The organism is Pseudoxanthomonas suwonensis (assembly GCF_010093235.1).
Classification (GTDB): Bacteria; Pseudomonadota; Gammaproteobacteria; order Xanthomonadales; family Xanthomonadaceae; genus Pseudoxanthomonas; species Pseudoxanthomonas suwonensis.
In genome coordinates, this window is the sequence record NZ_PDWP01000005.1 from 12,774 (window position 1) to 32,270 (window position 19,497).

Here is a 19,497-nt window from a genome sequence, read left to right on the forward strand (position 1 = left end):
CGACGGCCCCGGGGCGCCCCGCGGTTCAGCGCGTGGACGCGCCGGCTGCCGCGCCGCGGGTCGCCTGCAGGTGCTGCAGGCGCGGGTCGGTGGGGGCGTAATAGCGCGCCATGCCGGCCTGGCAGGCCACGACGCGTTCCCGCGCCCCGGCCGCCTCGCCGAGCAGCGCCCGTTCCGCATGCAGGCACTGCGCCTCGCTCCGCAGTGGATGCGGAGCGGGCAGGTCCGTGGCCAGGTCCTCGTCGAACAGTTCCAGCAGCTCGCCGGCGCGATCCAGCTCGCCCAGGGCCAGTGCCACCCGTGCCCAGCGCAGGGTGCGCCACGCGCTGGGACGCGCGGCCCCCGCCGGCACCGGATCGCCGCGGCGCGGCACGGTGGCCAGCGCCGCGGCCGCCTCGGCGGTGCGGCCTGCCATGGCGTCGGCCCAGGCCAGGCTGGCGCTGATCCGCTGCTGCTGGGCGTGCCCGGGTGGCAGGCGGCCATCCCAGGCCTGGCGGATGCCTCGCAGGATCGCGGCAGCCTCGTCCCACTGCCCGCGCATCAGCCGGATCTCCGCGCGCCAGGCTTCGGGCATCCGGGTCTCGTTCTGGTCCTCGCCCTGGGTGCGGGCGAACACTTCGCGCGAGCGCAGCAGCATGGCGTCGGCGCGGTCGTATTCGCCGGTCTCCACCAGCACGCTGCCCAGCGAGTTGTAGGCCCAGCCCAGCCACGAGGTTTCCTCGCCCATGGCCCTGGCCACCTCCATCAGGCGTTCGAAATGCGCGCGCGCTGCCGGATGGTCGCCACGGGCGCGTTCGGCCAGGCCCAGCGCCCAGTACAGCTCGCCCTCGAGCCGGGGATTGCCGTCCAGCGCGCCGCTTTCCTGCAACGGCGTGAGCAGCTCCAGGCTTTCCCGGTAGCGCCCCTGCTCGCCGCGCAGCTGGCCGAGCTTGAGCGTGGCCAGGTGCCTGGCGGCCTCGCCGGCGCGGCGCGCGTGCGTGACCGCGCTGGCGCAGGCGCTTTCAGCCGCATCCAGGCGGCCGCCGATGCGGTGCACGTCGCACAGCGTGGTTTCGATCCTGACCAGCCCATCAGGATCGGCGATGCCGCCGGCCAGTGCGTACGCGCGCGCCTTCTCCAGGTGGGCGATCGCGCGGTCGTGGGCGTCCTGGGCGAAGTAGATGCTGCCGAGCATGCCGTGCACTGCCGCCGCGGCCAGTGGATCGGCCTGCAGCCGGCTGTCCACGCGCGCGGCCGCGCGGTCGACCGCGGCGCGGGTCCCACCGGCGGCCGCCCCGGTGCTGCGGCTGTCGTATGGATCGGCCTGGCCGAGGATGTCGCGGGTGACGAAGGCCAGCATCGCGTCACGCTGCGCGATCGCGGTCTCGGCCTGCTGCCGGCGGTGCTCGGTGTGCAGGTACATGCCGCCGGTGGCCAGCAGGGCGGCGGCGAGCGCCAGGGTGACGCCCAGTCCGATCCGTCGCCTGCGCAGCTCGCGCCGGCGGCGCCAGGCCTGCTTGCGCGACTGCAATGCCTGTTCGCGCGCATTGCGGCGCGCCGCGCGCCGCGGCTCCAGATCGCGCAGGGCGGTGGCGAGGGAGCGGGCGTCGAGGCTGCGCTGCCGTGGATCGATCGCCGCTGCCCGGGCAATGTCCTCGCGCAGCAGCGGGTCGTCGATGCGTGATTCCCAGCCGGGGCCAAGTGCGCCGCGCAGGTCGCCGGCCATCAGCTGGAACACCAGCACCCCCAGGGCGTAGACGTCCGAACGCTGGGTCGCCGCTTCGCCGGCGATCACTTCCGGGGCGATGTACAACAGGCTGCCGGCCGCCGGACTTTGCCCGGTCCCCGCCACCAGGGTCATGTCCAGCGCCGGCGCGATGCCGGCCAGCTGCGGCGACAGCACGGTACCGCCGGCGCCGAGGTCGGCCAGCACGATCCGGCAGTGGCCGCCCTGGACCACCGGGTACAGGTTCTCGGGCTTGAGGTCGCGGTGGATGATGCCCAGGTCGTGGATCGCCGCCACCGCGTCGCACAGGGCCACGCACAGCTCCAGGCGGGTGGCCCTGTCCAGCGCGCCGGGCACGCCGCGGGCGCGGATCCACTCGTGCAGGTTGCCGCCCGGGAAGTAAGGCAGTCCCAGGTAGCAGGGCGGTTCCTCCAGGTTCCAGCCCAGGACCGGCGCCACGTGCTGCTGCCCCGGCATGGCGCTTTCGATGTACCGGGCCAGCTCGATTTCCCGGCGCAGGCTGCGGAGCCCGGCCTCGTCGTGGGCCAGTTTCACCACCCGCTCCCCCAGGCTGGACGAACGGGCGAGGAAGGTGACGCCGGTGCCGCCTTCGCCCAGATGGCGCACGAGGGTCCAGGCCGCCTCGCCGGGGAGGGTGTCGCCGACCTCCGGGGGCCGCGGGGGGGCGGACGTCGCCGGGGACGGAGCCGCGGATGGCTCGAAGTGCGCCGGGCAGGCCAGCCGGTAGCCATAGCCGTGGACCGCGCGGATGCCGGCGGCGTTGCCCAGCGCCGCCCGCAGGCGGCCGATCGCCTTGGCCAGCGAATTCTCGGCGACCACCCGGCCGGGCCAGCCGGCCTCCAGCAGCTCGTCCTTGGTGACGACCTCACCGGAGTGCTGCAGGAGCAGGCGCAGCACCTGCAGGCTGCTGTGGTCCAGGGGACGGATCTGGCCTCCGACCCGGAGCCGGCCTTCCCCTTCCAGCAGTTCCGCCTCGCCGAACCTCCACGTGCCGGGAGCCACGGTCCTGCGTTCGACTTGCGGCATTGTGGCTACCTCTACGTCCGGCCGATTGCCGCAACCATCTGTTTCTGCGGCACCAACCCGGTGCACTTTAGCTTCCGGTTCATAACTTTTCAGGATTTTTCCACCGCCGGCAAAGACGCCGCAGGGGGGGCGCGGCAAGGTGGCGGGGTACAGCGCGGCCTCGCGGCCGCTTCTGCCCGGAAGCCGGTGTGGGGGCATCGGCGGGCAGACGGCTCAGGCCCGTGGGGGACGGGCAGGAGCCGGCGGACAAGGAGGTCGGGACGACGCCCGTGCGAGGTCTCGCACGGGCGTCGTGCCTTTTCGGGTACCCGCATCCCGTCCCGCAGCCGCGCACCGGCCGGCCTGTCCGGCGCCGGATGGCGCTCCCGCAAAGTCCAGGCAACCGTTTGGAGCGGTCTGGCACGGCCGCGGTCGCGCAGCTGCCGGCCGTGCACAGGCATCGCCGCTGGCAGCGGCTGTGGCCGCAGATACGCGCGGATGAAGCTGGCTACGGGTGGGCCTGCCTGGCCCGCCGGGAACGCCTGCCTGGAAGGGGCGGATGACCGGCAGGCCGGCCATCCGGCGCACCGCCGGTCAGTCCGCCGGCGGCACCTCCGCCTCGGCGGGCTGCACCGCTTCCGGGCTGACGCGCTCGATGGTGTGGCGCAGCTCGCGGCCGAGGATCAGCTTGGCGTCCTTGGCCCAGGCATCCAGCCGCTCGTCGAACAGCAGCTTGCTGTTCTGGTCCGGCCACACCAGGCGCATCTCGCGCAGCTTCTGGATGAAGCCGCGGAACAGGCTCTTGTCGAAGAACTCCGGTGCCGCCGGCGCGTACAGCAGGCTCAGCCGCTGCGCCGCCAGCTGGCACAGGCTCTCCAGCTCGGCCGCGCCCAGCGTGCCGGGGCCGTTCTTCACCAGCACCGAGATGGCGATGTAGTAGCGCTCGAACGCCTGCTGCAGGGTGTGGCCGATCGCGCGCAGGCGGAACACCTCGTCGCTCTGGCCCGGGCTGCGCTGCAGGATGCCGCCTTCCTCGTCGCTGGCCTGGGACAGCAGGCCCTCGCGCACGAACACGTCGGCGATCCGCTCGATCCGCGCGGCGAACTCGTCCTCGTCCCACGGCAGGAACAACTCGGCCTGCAGGAACGGATACACGGTGCGGCCCAGCCGCACCAGGGTGCGCCGGCTCATGCGCCGGTTGTGCTGGAAGCAGCAGGCGATCCACGACGAGGGGGTGAACAGGTGCGCCACGTTGTTGCGGAAGTACGACAGCAGCACCGCGGTGTCGTCGTCCACGCTCAGCACGTCGCCCAGCGGATGCGGGATCCGCCGCAGCACGCCGATCTCCTCGCCGTGGGCGATGATCTCCTCCGGCGTGTGCGGGGTGACCGTGGTGCGGTCCGAATACGGCAGCTCCGCCAGCAGGGTCTTGGACAGGGCGATCTGCGCCAGCAGGTCGCGCTCGCCCATGGCGTGCTTGGGCGTGGACAGCAGGGCCAGCGCCAGCAGGTTGATCGGGTTGACGTCGGCGGCGCCGTTGATGCGCACCTGGATGCGCTGGGCCAGGGCGTCGACGGTGTCGGCCAGCCACGACGGCTTCTCGTCCTCCGCCAGCGGGCGGCCGTCCCATTCCGGGGCGTGGCTGGACAGCACCTCGCCCAGCCGGATCGGCTCGCCGAAGTTCACCACCACCTGGCCGTAGTTGCTGCGCAGCACCTTGGGAATGCCCATCAGCAGCGACCAGATCGACTCCTTCTCCTTGGGCTTGCCCGACAGCTCGTCCAGGTAGCTGTTGCCCTCCATCAGCTTCTCGTAGCCGATGTACACCGGCTGGAACAGCACCGGGCGGGTGGGCTGGCGCAGGTAGGCACGCACGGTCATCGCGATCATGCCGCCCTTGGGCTGCAGCAGGCGGCCGGTGCGCGAGCGCCCGCCCTCGATGAAGTACTCCAGCGAGTAGCCGCCGGACACCAGCTGCGCCACGTATTCGGTGAACACCGCCGAGTACAGCGGGTTGCCGCGGAAGCTGCGGCGCATGAAGAAGGCGCCGCCCTTGCGCAGGATGGTGCCGACCACCGGCAGGTTGAGGTTGATGCCGGCGGCGATGTGCGGCGGCACGATGCCACGTTCGTACAGCAGGTACGACAGCAGCAGGTAGTCCATGTGGCTGCGGTGGCAGGGCACGTAGACCACTTCGTGGCCCGGCGCTGCCTCCTTGAGCCGGTCGAGGTGGTGCACCAGCACGCCGCGGTAGATCTTGTTCCACACCGGGGTGAGGATGAAGCTGGCCGAGCGCACCACCGGGTGCGAGTAGTCGGCGGCGATCTCCCAGGCGTAGGCGTGGGCCTTCTTCCAGGCCTCGGCCGGGCGGGTGCCGTCGCGGCGCGCCTGGTCGGCGATCGCCTCACGCACGGTGTCGGCGGCCAGCACCTTGTCCACCAGCAGGCGCCGGGTGGACAGGTCCGGGCCGATCACCGCGGCACGGATGCGGCGGAAGTGGGCGCGCAGCACGCGCTGCAGCTTGCGCACGGTGCGCTCCGGCGGCAGGCCCTCGTCCACGCTCTCGCGCAGCGAGATCGGATCGGCGAAGCGCACCAGGGTGTCGCGGCCGTTGAGCAGCAGCGCCAGCAGGCGGCGGAAGCGGCCGACGATGGCCCAGTTCTCCGAGAACAGCACCGAGAACCAGCCGCTCTGCCGGTCCGGGGCGCGGCCGACGAAGATCGACACCGGCACCAGGCGCACGTCCATCGCCGGGTCGGCGCGGTGGGCCTGCAGCAGCCGGGCCAGCGAGTCCGAATGGGTACGCGAGCCCGGGCGCTGGTCGGGGATCAGCGGGGTGACGTTGCGCCGGGACAGGGCCACGTAGGCACGGCGGCGGCCCAGCGGGTCGCCCGCCAGGGGGACCAGCGGCGAGGGCAGGCCGGCCTGGCGGCAGGCCTTGTCCAGGATCAGCGCATTGGAAAGGCCGTAGTTCTCCAGCACGTAGCAGATCGGCCGCGGGTCATCCTGCGGCTGCTGCGCCGGTTCGAGCTTCAGCTCCAGCCACGGATCGACCACCCGGCCCAGCAGGCGCGCCCACAGGGGCCGGCGGGCAGTGGCGGCCGGCCGCGGGGCGGGCGGGATGCGCGGCGGTTCGCCGTCCGGGAGGCCGTGGCCGGGCTGGCCGGGTTGCGGCGACGCCTGGCCGGCGGCGGGACCCTCGGCACCGGGGGCCGGGAAAGGCAGCGGGTTCTGTTCTGGCATTGGGCGATTATCGCCCACCCGGACCGGCAGGGGCGGCGGGCGGCTCCGGCAGGTCCCCGGCCGGGGTTGCGGCGGCCAGCACCCGCGCGGCCTCCTCCAGGTAGCCGTCCAGGTACCAGTGGCCGCGGATCCGGGTCAGGCGCAGGGTGGTGTCGATCTCGCGGCCGCCCAGCGGGTAGTGCAGCAGCACGGTGGCCTGGTCGCCGTCCTCCTGGACCAGGCCGGTGCGCAGGTCGGCCAGGCTCTGGTCCAGGTCCAGGCCGTAGTCGGCGGTGGTGGCCTTCACCGCGGCCAGGAACGGCCCCAGCCGACGCAGGCTGTCCTCCATGCCGGCCTCGCGCAGGTCCTCGTCGCTGGCCAGCCCGGTCTGGCGCGCGGCCGCGGCCAGGCGGTCGATCGCCGCATGGCCCAGCTCGCGGTCGCCCAGCGGGGCCTGGCCGGCCCAGGCGCCCAGCGCCTCGACCGTCTGCACGTAGTGGGCGCGCTCCTCGTCGGTGTAATGCGCCTGCTGGCGCAGGTACTGCACGCCGAACAGGGAAAGCGAACGTGCCGCGTCGCGCAGGGCGGTGTCCTGCCCGGCCAGCTGGTGGTCGAAGCGGCGGCGCAGCTCGGCCTCGGCGCCCGGCCCGCCCAGGCTCGCCAGCAGCGAGGGCAGCTGGTCGTCCAGCGGCAGCTCGGTGAGCGGCCAGCGGCTCTGGTCGCGCCGCCAGGCTTCGGCCAGGGCCGCGTGCGTGTCCGGCGGCAGGGCGTCGCGGGCGAAGGCGACCAGGTCGTTGTCCTGCAGGTGCCCGGCCAGCTGGCGCACGGCGCCGGCCGGTTCGCTCCCCGCGCCGGGCAGCTCGCCGGGCGCGGAAGCATCCCGGCTGCAGGCGGCCAGCAACAGCAGCGCGGCCGGAAGCAGCACGCACAGGCGTGCGCGGGTGATGGATCGGGCGAGGCTCGATCGGTACATGCGGTCTTGGTCCTGGGGCCCCCTGCCCCTGAGTGTGGCCGCTGGGGGGTTGCCACGGCAACGACCCCCGACACAAAACGGGGAGGCCAAGGCCTCCCCCAATCCGGCAGGTGCCGGAGGACATCGTGTTGTGGCACGGCGCCGGCAAGGCCGGCTGCGGGCGACTCTAGCCCGCCCGTGAATCTAATGCAATACGTTAGGTTACATATTGCAAGCGACTGATTTTATTTGAGCGAATCGCGGATCTGCTGCTGGATCAGCGCGGCGGCGGCCGCCGGATCGGCGGCATTGCGGATCGGGCGGCCGACCACGATCGCGTCGGCACCGGCGGCGAAGGCCTCGGCCACGCCCACGCTGCGCTTCTGGTCGTCGCCACCGCCGCCATCGGGGCGGATGCCCGGGCAGACGATCGAGAAGCCGGCGCCGGTGGCGCGGCGGATCGGCCCGGCCTCGCGCCCGGAGGCGATCACCCCGTCGATGCCGGCGGCCTGGGCGGCCAGCGCGCGCTGGACCACCACCTGTTCGGGCTCGCCGCCTATGCCCATGGCGCGCAGGTCGGCCCCGTCCATCGAGGTCAGCACGGTCACTGCCAGCAGGCGCATGTCGCCCTGGTTGGCCTCGGCGGCGGCCTGCATCATCGCCGGGTGCCAGCCGTGGATGGTGCAGTAGTCCACCTTCCAGCGGCCCAGGCCGCGGATCACCCCGGCCACGGTGGCCGGGATGTCGAAGAACTTCAGGTCCACGAACACGCGCTTGCCGCGCTGGCCCAGCAGGTCCAGCACCTGGAAGTACTCGCCGGAGGCCAGCAGTTCCATGCCGATCTTGTAGAAGCGCACGCTGTTGCCGAGGCGGTCGATCCACTCGACGGCCTCGGCGCGGCCGGGCACGTCCAGGGCGAAGATCAGGCGCTCCTCTGGCGCCAGCGGCAGCGGGGCGCGGCTCACGGCGCGGTCTCCAGGGCGGCGCGCTTGGCGGCGCGCCGGGCCTCGCGCGGCTGCTTCCAGTTGTTGTCGAACAGCGCAGGTTCCCAGCCGCCGTAGGTCGGGTTGGGCAGGATCCACCAGCGGCTGCCGAACCAGTCGCGATGGCGCTCGAGCAGGGCCTGGTGCCGGGCCGGGGTGTTGTCCCCGATCCTGACGAAGTCGCCGAGCTGGTCGCCGAACTGCATCAGTACCCGGTACTTGCGGCTGGCCAGGATGCGGCGGCAGTCCTTCTCGCTGCCGTGCTGCTCGCAGCCGGGCACCTTCAGGCCCAGGCCCAGGAACACGTCCTCGCCCTCGACCGGCAGGCCTTCCGCGCGCAGGTTGTCCAGGGTGGCCTCGGTCAGGTGCACGGCGCGGTTGGAGATGTAGACCAGGGTGATGCCGCGGGCGTTGGCGGCGCGGGCGAACTCGACCACGCCGGGCACGGCGCGGGCCTTGCGCTCCTCGACCCAGGCGTCCCAGGACGGATCGCTGTACTCGCCGCCGTCGCGCACCAGGCGCGCCTGGTAGGGCGAGTTGTCGAGCACGGTCTCGTCGATGTCCAGCACCACCGCCGGCTTCAGCCCGGCGCCATCACCCTCGCGTTCGCCTTCCACCAGGGCGTTCCACTGCGGATCGGCCAGCGCCGCGTCCAGCTTGTCGGTGGCGGCGCGGTAGGCCTGCTCCAGCAGGGCGCGGTACTCGGCCGAGCGCTGCACCCACAACACCGCATTGAGGTTGTCATCGGCAGGAACGGCGGCGGTGGCCGCCGCGGCGGGCGGGGCATCGGGCCGCACGGGCTGGCAGGCGGCAAGCGCCAGCACGAGCATGGTGGCGCAGATCGGGGCAGGGCGCATGGAACGGTCTCGCAACGGCAAACGCGCATTCTAGCGGCTCGCCGGGCGGGCTCATGCCGCCGGCAGGCGCAGCAGCAGGTCGGTCGGACCCACGTCCACGCCCAGCTGGTGGAACAGGGTGGTGGCCTGGCCGCGGTGGTGGGCCTGGTGGTTGAAGAAGTGCAGCAGCAGGTGCGACAGCCGACGCCGGTGCGCCTGGCCGGCCATGTTGCGGTATTCCAGGATGCGTTCCGGATCGCCGGGCTGCAGGGTTCGGATCCACGCGGAGATCGCCTGGTCCAGCAGCTGGCGGCGAACCCACCAGGCGTCCAGGTCCGCGCACGCGGCTTCGTCGAGGCGGCGCGGCGGCGGCAGGGCGGCGACCGCCCGCAGTGGCTGCCAGTGCCCAGGGTCGTTGGCGGCGAAGCGTTGCAGCCAGATCGTGTCGGCCACCACCAGGTGGTTCAGCGTGCCCAGGATCGAGCCGAAGAACGCGCCGCGCGGCTCGACCAGCGCATCCGCGCCGAGCTGGCCGGCGGCGGCGTGCAGGGACGTGTTCATCCACTGGTTGTAATCGGCCAGCAGGGCGAAGTGGTCGCGCACGTCAGGAGCAGCCAGCGACAGGGGATCCGAAGCTTCGCATGGCGCGCCGGCTCCGGGGTCGAACCTGAACAGGCAGGGGGGCAGGTTCCCGCCGCTGTGGAGGGTGAACGGCGTCGCGGTGCGTGCGCACCCGCAGCATGCGCGCGTGGGCTGATCATGGTAGAAAGCGCAAAATGATACCGCTAACTTGGCGCCCGGACGGGGCGTAGGACCCGCCCGGGCCAGGTCGTGGCCGAAGCATTTGTTGCGGTGCAACAACCTTTGGCTGGCGGGACCTTGGCGAAGTTTCCGCGCAACGGAGCGCTCCATGAGCAAAGCCCCTGCAAGCTGTCCAACCCCGCGGCCGCAACGCCGCGCGTCCGCGCACGGGGTGCGCGCATGAGCCTGTACGTCGGCCTGGATGTAGGCACCCAGAGCGTCAAGCTGGTCGCCTACGACCCGGAAGCGCGCCAGGTCGCGGCCACCATCGGCCATGCCCTGGAGCTGGCCGCCGGCGACGACGGCAGCCGCGAGCAGCGCGCCGAGTGGTGGATCGAGGCGATCCGCAGCTGCTTCGCGCGGCTGGATCCGGCCCTGCGCGAGCGCGTGGTCGCCATCGGCGTGTCCGGCCAGCAGCACGGCTTCGTGCCGCTGGACCGCGACGGCAACGTGCTGGCCCCGGCCAAGCTGTGGTGCGACACCAGCACCGCGGCCGAGTGCGACCTGATCATGGACGCCGTCGGCGGCGCCGCCCGCAGCATCGAGCTGGCCGGCAACCCGATCCTGGTGGGCTACACCGCCTCCAAGCTGCCGTGGACCCGCAAGCACCGCTCGCAGGCCTATGCGCAACTGGCCTCGATCATGTTGCCGCACGACTACGTCAACTTCTGGCTGACCGGCGAGCGCTGGATGGAGTGCGGCGACGCCTCCGGCACCGGCTGGCTGGACGTGCGCAACCGCCGCTGGTCGGCGGAGATGCTGCGCGCCACCGATCCGGACCGCGACCTGGCCGCGCTGCTGCCGCCGCTGGTCGAGGCCGACGCCACCTTCCCGATCGCCGCGCACATCGCCGACGCCCTGGGCCTGCCGCGCAACGTGCGCGTGTCGGCCGGCGGCGGCGACAACATGATGGCCGCCATCGGCACCGGCAACGTGACCCCGGGCGTGCTGAGCATGAGCCTGGGCACCTCCGGCACGCTGTTCGCCTACTCCGACCGCGCCATGGTGGACGCGGCCGGCCGCTGGGCCGCGTTCTGTGATTCCACCGGCGGCTGGCTGCCGCTGATCTGCACCATGAACTGCACCGTCGCCACCGAGGCGGTGGGCAAGCTGTGCAGCTTCTCGACCAAGGAGGGCGACGCCCTGCTGTCCGGCACCCGCCCGGGCGCCGACGGCCTGCTGATGCTGCCGTTCCTCAACGGCGAGCGCACCCCGAACCTGCCCAACGGCCGCGGCAGCCTGTTCGGCATGACCGCCACCAACTTCACCGTGGCCAACCTCTATCGCGCGGCGATGGAAGGCGCGGTGTACAGCCTCAAGAACGGCTACGACGCCTTCGTCGATGCCGGCATGCGCTTCGAGGCCATCCGCCTGACAGGCGGTGGCAGCCACAGCGCGGTATGGCGGCAGATGGTCGCCGATGTGTTCGGCCTGCCGGTGGACGTGCCCGAGCAGGCCGAGGGCGCTGCCTTCGGCGCCGCCCTGCAGGCCCTGTGGGCCACCGGTCGTGCCCAGGGCGGAAGCTCCGACCTGGCCGCGCTGGCGGCCGCGCACGTGCGCCTGGAGCCGCGCCTGTCGGCGCACCCGCACGCCGAGGCAACGGCCGCCTACGCGGCGCAGTACGCCCGATTCCTTTCCCACCTCGACGCGATCCGGCCGCTGTACGCCTGACGCATCCCAGCTGCACGAACTCCCAAACGGAACCCCGAAAATGAGCAAGCCTTTCATCGGCGCCACCGAATACTTCCCCGGCATCGGCGCGATCCCCTACGAAGGTCCGGAATCGGACAACCCGCTGGCGTTCAAGGTCTACGACGCCAACAAGGTGATCGGCGGCAAGACCATGCGCGACCACCTGCGCTTCGCGGTCTGCTACTGGCACACCTTCTGCAACGCCGGCGCCGACCCGTTCGGCCCGGGCACCCGCCGCTTCCCGTGGGAGAAGGGCGATGCGATGGCCACCGCCGAGGCCAAGGTCGACGCCGCGTTCGAGTTCTTCACCAAGCTGGGCGTGCCGTACTGGTGCTTCCATGACGTCGACCTGGCGCCGGACGCCGACGACATCGGCACCTACGAGAAGAACCTCAAGCACCTGGTCGGCCTGGCCAAGGAGCGCCAGAACGCCACCGGCATGAAGCTGCTGTGGGGCACCGCCAACCTGTTCTCGCACCCGCGCTACATGAACGGCGCGTCCACCAACCCGGACTTCGCCGTCGTCGCGCGCGCCGCGGTGCAGGTGAAGAACGTGCTGGACGCGGTGGTCGAGCTGGGCGGCGAGCACTACGTGTTCTGGGGTGGCCGCGAGGGCTACGCGACCCTGCACAACACCAACATGAAGCGCGAGCTGGCGCACTTCGCCCGCTTCCTGACCGCCGCCCGCGACTACGGCCGCAGCATCGGCTTCAAGGGCCAGTTCTTCATCGAGCCCAAGCCGATGGAGCCGATGAAGCACCAGTACGACTTCGACAGCGCCACCGTCGCCGGCTTCCTCAAGGAGCACGGCCTGGAGAAGGACTTCTCGCTGAACATCGAGGCCAACCACGCCACCCTGTCCGGCCACACCTTCGAGCACGACCTGCAGGTGGCTTCGGACCACGGCCTGCTGGGCAGCATCGACGCCAACCGCGGCAACGCGCAGAACGGCTGGGATACCGACCAGTTCCCGACCGACCTGTACGACACCGTCGGCGCCATGATGGTGGTGCTGCGCCAGGGCGGCCTGGTCGGCGGCCTGAACTTCGACGCCAAGCCGCGCCGCGAGTCCACCGACATGGAGGACCTGTTCATCGCCCACATCGGTGGCATGGACGCTTTCGCCAAGGGCCTGGAAGTGGCCCACGCGCTGCTCAACGATTCGCCGTGGGAGCAGTGGCGCAAGGAGCGTTACGCCAGCTTCGACTCCGGCGATGGCAAGGCCTTCGAGGAGGGCAAGCTGGGCCTGGCCGACCTGGCCTCGCTGGCGGCGAAGATCGGCGAGCCGAAGCAGACCAGCGGCAAGCAGGAGCGCTACGAGAACCTGCTGAACCAGTACCTGCTGCGTCGCTGACCCAGCCAGCGCCGGGGCGCGTGGTGCGCCCCGGCGACCGCACCGTGCCCGCCAGCCGTTCGCCGGCGGGCGCACGGATTCTCGAGGGAGGGGCCCCCGATGGCGGTTGTAGAGACCACGCAGCCTGGCGCGACGAGCATCGAAGCGGCCGGCGGCGAGAACACGCGTTTCATCATCCTGATCAGCCTGGTGGCCACGATCGGTGGCTTCCTGTTCGGCTACGACAGTGGCGTGATCAACGGCACGGTCGATGGCTTGACCGCGGCGTTCCAGTCCGACGCGGCGGTGACCGGCTTCAACGTGGCCTCGATGCTGCTGGGCTGCGCGGTCGGCGCCTGGTTCGCCGGCACCCTGGCCGACCGCTACGGCCGGCGCACGATGCAGCTGTGGGCGGCGGTGTTCTTCATCGTATCGGCCTGGGGCTCGGGCATCGCCACCTCCTCGGCCGAGTTCGTGGTGTACCGGGTGATCGGCGGCTTCGCCGTGGGCGCGGCCAGCGTGCTGTCGCCGGCGTACATCGCCGAGGTGGCGCCGGCGCGCTACCGCGGCCGGCTGGCGACGCTGCAGCAGATCGCGATCATCTCCGGCCTGTTCTTCTCGTTCCTGAGCAACTGGTGGCTGGCGCGGCACGCCGGCGCGTCCACCGAGGTGCTGTGGTGGGACTACGAGGCCTGGCGCTGGATGTTCTGGGCCGAGCTGGTGCCGGCGTTGCTGTTCCTGGTGGCGCTGTTCTTCATCCCGGAGAGCCCGCGCTACCTGGTGGCGCGCGGCCTGAAGGAGAAGGCAGGCAAGGTGCTGGCGCGGCTGTACGGCGAGCAGGGCGGGGCGCGCAAGCTGGCGGAGATCGACGCCTCGCTGGCGACCGACCACCACCGTCCGCGGCTGTCGGACCTGATCAGCAAGGCCACCGGCAAGGTGCGGCCGATCGTGTGGGTAGGCATCGGCCTGGCCACGTTCCAGCAGCTGGTGGGCATCAACGTGGTCTTCTACTACGGCGCGGTGCTGTGGCAGGCGGTGGGCTTCTCGGAGAACGACGCGCTGCTGATCAACGTGCTGTCCGGCGCGCTGAGCATCGGCGCCTGCCTGGTGACGATCGTCCTGGTGGACAAGGTCGGTCGCAAGCCGCTGCTGTGGGTGGGTTCGGCGGGCATGGCGGTGACCCTGGGCATCGTGGCCTGGGCGTTCTCGACCGGGACCCTGGATGCGGCCGGCAAGCTGCAGCTGCCGGGGCAGATGGGCCTGGTGGCGCTGGTGGCGGCCAACGCCTACGTGGTGTTCTTCAACGCCTCGTGGGGCCCGGTGATGTGGGTGATGCTGGGCGAGATGTTCCCCAACCAGATCCGTGGTTCGGGCCTGGCGGTGGCGGGGCTGGCGCAGTGGGTGGCGAACTTCGTCATCACCTGGACCTTCCCGATGCTGCTGGCGGGCATCGGCCTGGCGGCGGCCTACGGGCTGTATGCGGCGGCGGCGGTGCTGTCGGGGTTCTTCGTGCTGCGGTTCGTGCGCGAGACCCGCGGCCGCGAGCTGGAGCAGATGGAAGGATGATCCTGCCGGGACCCAAGCCCGTTTCAGCTCCCGGCGACGGGCGGGGCCACCGAGTCCCGCTTGACCAGTTCGTGGGCGACGACGTGGTCGACCACCATGTGCACGTCCTTTTCCCTGCGGTTGATCGCGCGCACCAGAATGTCCATGGCCGAGTCGGCCATGGCGGCGATCGGCTGCCGCACCGTGGTCAGTTCCGGCCACACGGTGGTGGCCGCGGAGGTGTCGTCGTAGCCCACCACCGACAGGTCGCGCGGGACGTCGAGCCCGCGCCGGTGCGCGACCGAGACCACCGCGGCGGCCATGTCGTCGTTGCTGGCGAAGATCGCCGTCGGCGGCTTCTTGCGCGACAGCAGCTTCTCGGCTGCCTCCAGGCCGGAGCGGTAGGTGAAGTAGCCCTGCTGCACCAGTCCGCTGTCCTGGGCGATGCCGGCCGCGGCCAGCGCCGCCTGGAAGCCTTCGTAGCGCCGGGCGCTGGCGGTCTGGTTGGGATGGCCCTTGATGTAGCCGATGCGGGTGTGTCCCAGCGCGATCAGGTGTTCGGTGATCTCGCGGCTGGCGCGGAAATCGTCGATGCGCACGTGCGAGACGTCGTCGCCGAAGCGGGCCGAGGCCAGTGCGACCACCGGCACGTCGGCGGCCACCAGTTCTGCCACCACGCCCTTGGATTCGCACAGCGGCGGCGGCAGCAGCACGCCGGCCACGCTGCGTCCGAGGGCGCGCGCGGCGGCGCGTTCGGCCTCGGCATTGAGTCCATCCCAGCTGTCGACCACCAGCTGGACGGCCGAGCGCGCCGCGCCGCGCAGCGCGCCGACCAGCAGCTCGCTGAGGTAGGCGCCGGAGGGATTGGTGTAGATCAGCGCGATCCGCGTGCCCTGCGCCGCGGCCAGCGAACGGGCGGCAAGGTTCGGGGTGTAGCCCAGCTCGCGCACCGCGCGCATGACCTGTTCGCGGGTCTCCGGGCGCACGTTGGCGTTGCCGTTGATCACCCGCGACACGGTCATCGGCGAGACCGCGGCCGCCGCGGCCACCTCGTGGATCGTTACCGCCCGTCCCTTGCGGCGTGCGGACTTGCTGGTGGTGGCCAAAAGCGTTCCCTCCCCATGGACTGCGGCGCCGCCGCGCTCTGTGGCTTCACCCCTGCGCCCGGACTGGGCGCAGGCACGGGCCATGGCCCGCGAAACCCGGGTATTCAAGAGTGATATCGATAGCACGATCCGCGTTCGCAAAACATCCCGCGCGCCGCGTGGGCCTGCACATGCTGGTGCTCCTGCTGCTGTCCTGGGGGGCCGCGCTGCCGGCCATGGCCGAGGACGGCTACGACCTGTGGCTGCGCTACCGCCCGCTGCCGGCGCCCGTGCTCAAGCAGTACCGGGACCTGGGCGGACAGGTCGTGGCGCCGGCCCAGACCGGTCCCCAGCGCGCCACGCGGGACGAGCTCGTCCGTGGCCTGGCCGGGCTGCTGGGTCGCGAGCCGGGGCAGGCCGCACGGGTGCAGCGCAACGGTGCGATCGTGGTCGGCACTCCGGCCTCCGTGCCGCAACTTTCCGCGCTGCAGGGCGACCTGGAAGGCCTCGGCGAGGAGGGCTACCTGATCCGCAGCACCCGCCTCGACGGGCGCGCGGCCACGGTGGTGGCCGCCAACAGCGACATCGGCGCGCTCTACGGCACCTTCCACCTGCTGCGCCTGCTCCAGGCGGGCGAGCCGCTGGCCGGCCTGGACCTGCGCGAGGCGCCAAAGGTGAAGGTCCGCGTGCTCAACCACTGGGACAACCTGGACCGTTACGTCGAGCGCGGCTACGCCGGCGAGTCGATCTGGGACTGGCACAAGCTGCCGGACTGGCTGGACCCGCGCTACACCGACTACGCGCGTGCCAATGCCTCGATCGGCATCAACGGCACCGTGCTCAACAACGTCAATACAAGCGCCCAAGCATTGACACCGATGTACCTGGAGAAGGCGGCGGCGCTGGCCTCCGTGTTCCGCCCGTATGGCATCAAGGTGTCCCTGAGCCCCCGCTTCAGCGCGCCGATCGAGATCGGCGGCCTTCCGACCGCCGATCCGCTGGATCCGGCCGTGCGCCGGTGGTGGAAGGACAAGGCGGACGAGATCTACCGCACCATCCCGGACTTCGGCGGTTTCCTGGTCAAGGCCAACTCCGAGGGCCAGCCCGGACCGCAGGACTACGGCCGCAGCCACGCCGACGGCGCGAACATGCTGGCCGAGGCGCTGGCGCCGCATGGCGGCATCGTGATGTGGCGTGCCTTCGTGTACTCGCACGAGGAACCGGACGACCGTGCAAAGCAGGCCTACACCGAGTTCGCGCCGCATGACGGGGCGTTCGCGGACAACGTGCTGGTGCAGGTGAAGAACGGCGCGATCGACTTCCAGCCGCGCGAGCCCTTCCATCCGCTGTTCGGCGCCATGCCGAAGACGCCGCTGATGATGGAGTTCCAGATCACCAAGGAGTACCTGGGCTTCGCCACCCACCTGGTGTACCTGGGCCCGATGTACGAGGAGGTGCTGCGCGCCGATACCCACGCGCGCGGCCCCGGCTCGACCGTGGCGAAGATCGTCGACGGTTCGCTGGAAGGGCACGCGCTGACCGGCATGGCCGGCGTGGCCAACATCGGCGTGGACCGCAACTGGAGCGGTTCGCACTTCGACCAGGCCAACTGGTACGTCTTCGGCCGCATGGCCTGGGATCCGCACGCCAGCGCCGAGACCATCGCCCGCGACTGGGCGCGCATGACCTTCTCCACCGATCCGGCCGTGGTCGAGCCGGTGGTGGCGATGATGATGGGCTCGCACCAGGCGGTGGTCGACTACATGACCCCGATGGGCCTGCACCACCTGATGGGGCGTGGCCACCATTACGGTCCCGGCCCGTGGGTCGAAGGTGGCCCGCGCGCGGACTGGACCTCGGTCTACTACCACCGTGCCGACGCGCGCGGCATCGGCTTCGACCGCAGCGCCACCGGCAGCAACGCCGTGGCCCAGTACGCGCCACCGGTGGCGGAACAGTTCGGCAGCATCGATACCGTGCCGGAGGAATTCCTGCTGTGGTTCCACCACGTGCCCTGGGACCACCGCATGCCTTCCGGCCGCAGCCTGTGGGACGAGCTGGTCGTGCGTTACGGCCGTGGCGTGGACTACGTGCGCGGCATGCGCCGCACCTGGGCCGGCCTCGAGGGCAAGGTCGATCCGGAACGGCACCACCAGGTCTCGGTGTTCCTCGGCGTCCAGGAGAAGGAAGCGCAGTGGTGGCGCGACGCCAGCATCGCCTACTTCCAGACCTTCTCGCAGCGTCCGTTGCCGGCCGGCGAAGCGCCGCCGCCGCATGACGTGGAGTACTACAAGTCCCTGCAGTTCCCGTTCGCACCCGGAGACGGCAAGTGAAGCAACGCAAGCTGATCCATCTCGCCGCCGCGCTGGGCCTGGCCCTGGCGCCGCTGGCCCAGGCCCAGGACGCCACGGCGCCGGCCACGCCGCTGCTGCATTCGATGTTCCAGGACCACGCCGTGCTGCAGCGCGACCAGCCGCTGCGGGTGTGGGGTCGCGCCGAGCCCGGCGTGCAGGTGCAGGTGGAGATCGCCGGCAAGCGCGCACGCGTGCGCGCCGGCGGCGACGGCTACTGGGAGGCCAGCCTGCCGGCGATGAAGGCCGGCGGCCCCTACGTGCTCACCGCACGGGCCGGCCAGGCCAGCCAGCGCGTGTCAGACGTGATGGTCGGCGACGTGTGGTTGTGCTCGGGCCAGTCGAACATGGAGCTGCAGGTGTGGCGTTCGCTGGACGCGCGCGCCGAGCTCGCCGGCGCCGGCAACGACCGCATCCGCCTGTTGACCGTGCCGCAGGTGGCGCAGGTCGAGCCGCAGCGCGAGTTCACCCAGCCGGTGGCATGGAACCCGGTCGATACCGAATCGGTCCGCGACTTCTCCGCCGCCTGCTATTTCTTCGCCCGCGAGCTGCAGAAGACCGTGGACGTGCCCATGGGCCTGGTCAACGCTTCCTGGGGCGGATCGAAGATCCAGCCCTGGATCAGCGCCGATGGGCTGAAGGCGCTGTCCTGGTACGACGGCGAGCTGGCGGTGCTGGACACCTATGGCAAGGACGAGCTGGCCGGCCTGGGCCAGTGGGGCAGCTTCTGGCAGGACTGGTGGAGCCGCGCCGCCGGCAGCGAGGCCGCCGAGCAGCCCTGGACGGGCGAGGGCGGTGGCTGGACGCCGGCCCCGGCGCAGCTGGGGCCGTGGGAGCACTGGGGCGTGCCGGCCCTGGCCGAGTACAACGGCATGGTCTGGTACCGCACCACCGTGACCCTCAGCGAGGCGCGGGCCGCGCAGGACGCCGTGCTCGAGCTGGGTCCGGCCGACGAGGTCGACATGACCTGGGTCAACGGCCAGGCCGTGGGCAGCACCTATGGCGCCGGTGGCGGCCGCGAATACCGCCTGCCGCCCGGCCTGCTGAAGCCCGGCCGGAATACGGTGGTGGTGAACGTGCTGGATACCTACCGCGAAGGCGGGCTGTCCGGCCCGGCCTCGATCCACGCCGTGCGCCTGGCCGATGGCACGCGCCTGCAGCTGGATGCGCGCTGGAGCTACCGCATCGCGCCGGCAGGCATCGCCGAGCCGCCGCGCGCGCCGTGGCAGAGCGCCGCGGGCATGACCACCCTGTACAACGGCATGATCGCGCCGCTCGGCAGGCATGGCTTCAAGGGCGCGCTGTGGTACCAGGGCGAGTCCAACACCGGCGAGCCGGAGCGCTACGCGGACCTGCTGCGTGCCCTGCGCGACGACTGGCGCCGCCAGTTCGGCAAGGACCTGGGTTTCCTGGTGGTGCAGCTGGCCAACTACGGCCCCGCACCGACTCGTCCCACCGAGAGTGGCTGGGCCGGCGTGCGCGAGGCCCAGCGCCTGGTGGCGGCCGAGGACGCGCGTTCCGGCCTGGCCGTGGCGATCGACATCGGCGACCGCTACGACATCCATCCGGCCAACAAGCAGCAGGTCGGCAAGCGCCTGGCACGTGCCGCACGCAAGGCGGTGTACGGCGAACGCATCGCGGCATCCGGTCCGGTGCCGCGCTCGGCCAAGCGCGAAGGCGAGGCCGTGGTCGTCGAGTTCGGCGACGCCACCGGTGGCCTGGTGGCCTACAGCGCCGAGTTCCCGATCGGATTCGAACTGTGCGGCGCCGATGCCGGCAGCTGCCAGTACGCGCGCGCGGAGATACGCGGCGAGCGCGTGGCCCTGCAGGCATCCAACGCGGCGCAGGCCACGCGCGTGCGCTACTGCTGGGCCGACAGCCCGGTATGCACCCTGTTCGACGCCGACGGCATGCCCGCCGGCCCCTTCGAAATCCCCGTTGCCCCGCAGGCGAAGTGACGAGCACC

General features: G+C 71.6%; 12 protein-coding genes. 5 read left to right on the top strand and 7 right to left on the bottom strand.

Going from position 1 to position 19,497, the window contains the following annotated elements; translation table 11 throughout:
- Positions 1-25 precede the first annotated feature (25 nt).
- The 6 genes from CSC68_RS03210 to CSC68_RS03235 form a co-directional block, all read right to left on the bottom strand.
- A complete protein-coding gene (locus CSC68_RS03210) occupies positions 26-2,752 on the bottom strand; it encodes a protein kinase domain-containing protein (protein WP_162202062.1) in 2,727 nt (908 codons plus the stop codon).
- 573 nt (positions 2,753-3,325) lie between these two features.
- The gene (gene plsB / locus CSC68_RS03215; protein ID WP_162202063.1) at positions 3,326-5,974 is read right to left on the bottom strand and encodes a glycerol-3-phosphate 1-O-acyltransferase PlsB; all 2,649 of its coding nucleotides are present in this window, start codon (positions 5,972-5,974) and stop codon (positions 3,326-3,328) included.
- A gap of 7 nt (positions 5,975-5,981) precedes the next feature.
- The gene (locus CSC68_RS03220; RefSeq protein ID WP_162202064.1) at positions 5,982-6,926 is read right to left on the bottom strand and encodes a hypothetical protein; all 945 of its coding nucleotides are present in this window, start codon (positions 6,924-6,926) and stop codon (positions 5,982-5,984) included.
- A 224-nt stretch (positions 6,927-7,150) separates the two neighbouring features.
- A complete protein-coding gene (gene pyrF / locus CSC68_RS03225; protein WP_162202065.1) occupies positions 7,151-7,870 on the bottom strand; it encodes an orotidine-5'-phosphate decarboxylase in 720 nt (239 codons plus the stop codon).
- Positions 7,867-8,745 carry a 5'-nucleotidase, lipoprotein e(P4) family gene (locus CSC68_RS03230; protein ID WP_162202151.1) on the bottom strand — a complete coding sequence of 293 codons (879 nt, stop codon included), beginning with the start codon at positions 8,743-8,745 and terminating at the stop codon, positions 7,867-7,869. The genes pyrF and CSC68_RS03230 overlap by 4 nt, the downstream gene beginning before the upstream one ends.
- 51 nt (positions 8,746-8,796) lie before the next feature.
- Positions 8,797-9,327, bottom strand: a complete 531-nt coding sequence (locus CSC68_RS03235) for a DinB family protein (RefSeq protein WP_125112010.1) — start codon at positions 9,325-9,327, stop codon at positions 8,797-8,799.
- Positions 9,328-9,705: 378 nt separating this feature from the next.
- Between CSC68_RS03235 and xylB the strand changes: the two genes are divergently transcribed.
- The 3 genes from xylB to CSC68_RS03250 all read left to right on the top strand — a co-directional run bounded on the left by xylB (position 9,706) and on the right by CSC68_RS03250 (position 14,116).
- A complete protein-coding gene (xylB, locus tag CSC68_RS03240; RefSeq protein WP_162202066.1) occupies positions 9,706-11,196 on the top strand; it encodes a xylulokinase in 1,491 nt (496 codons plus the stop codon).
- 40 nt (positions 11,197-11,236) lie between these two features.
- Entirely contained in the window at positions 11,237-12,571 is a 1,335-nt protein-coding gene (gene xylA / locus CSC68_RS03245) for a xylose isomerase (protein ID WP_162202067.1), read from the top strand.
- Positions 12,572-12,670: 99 nt separating this feature from the next.
- Positions 12,671-14,116 carry a sugar porter family MFS transporter gene (locus CSC68_RS03250; RefSeq protein ID WP_162202068.1) on the top strand — a complete coding sequence of 482 codons (1,446 nt, stop codon included), beginning with the start codon at positions 12,671-12,673 and terminating at the stop codon, positions 14,114-14,116.
- 23 nt (positions 14,117-14,139) lie between these two features.
- Here the strand turns inward: CSC68_RS03250 and CSC68_RS03255 are convergent, their stop codons facing one another.
- On the bottom strand, positions 14,140-15,201 hold the full coding sequence (locus CSC68_RS03255; RefSeq protein ID WP_162202069.1) for a LacI family DNA-binding transcriptional regulator: 1,062 nt from the start codon (positions 15,199-15,201) through the stop codon (positions 14,140-14,142).
- A gap of 170 nt (positions 15,202-15,371) precedes the next feature.
- Here CSC68_RS03255 and CSC68_RS03260 point away from each other — a divergent pair, with 170 nt between their 5' ends.
- Both CSC68_RS03260 and CSC68_RS03265 read left to right on the top strand, forming a co-directional pair.
- Positions 15,372-17,513 carry an alpha-glucuronidase family glycosyl hydrolase gene (locus tag CSC68_RS03260; protein ID WP_162202152.1) on the top strand — a complete coding sequence of 714 codons (2,142 nt, stop codon included), beginning with the start codon at positions 15,372-15,374 and terminating at the stop codon, positions 17,511-17,513.
- A complete protein-coding gene (locus CSC68_RS03265) occupies positions 17,510-19,489 on the top strand; it encodes a sialate O-acetylesterase (RefSeq protein ID WP_162202070.1) in 1,980 nt (659 codons plus the stop codon). The genes CSC68_RS03260 and CSC68_RS03265 overlap by 4 nt, the downstream gene beginning before the upstream one ends.
- Positions 19,490-19,497: the final 8 nt, after the last annotated feature.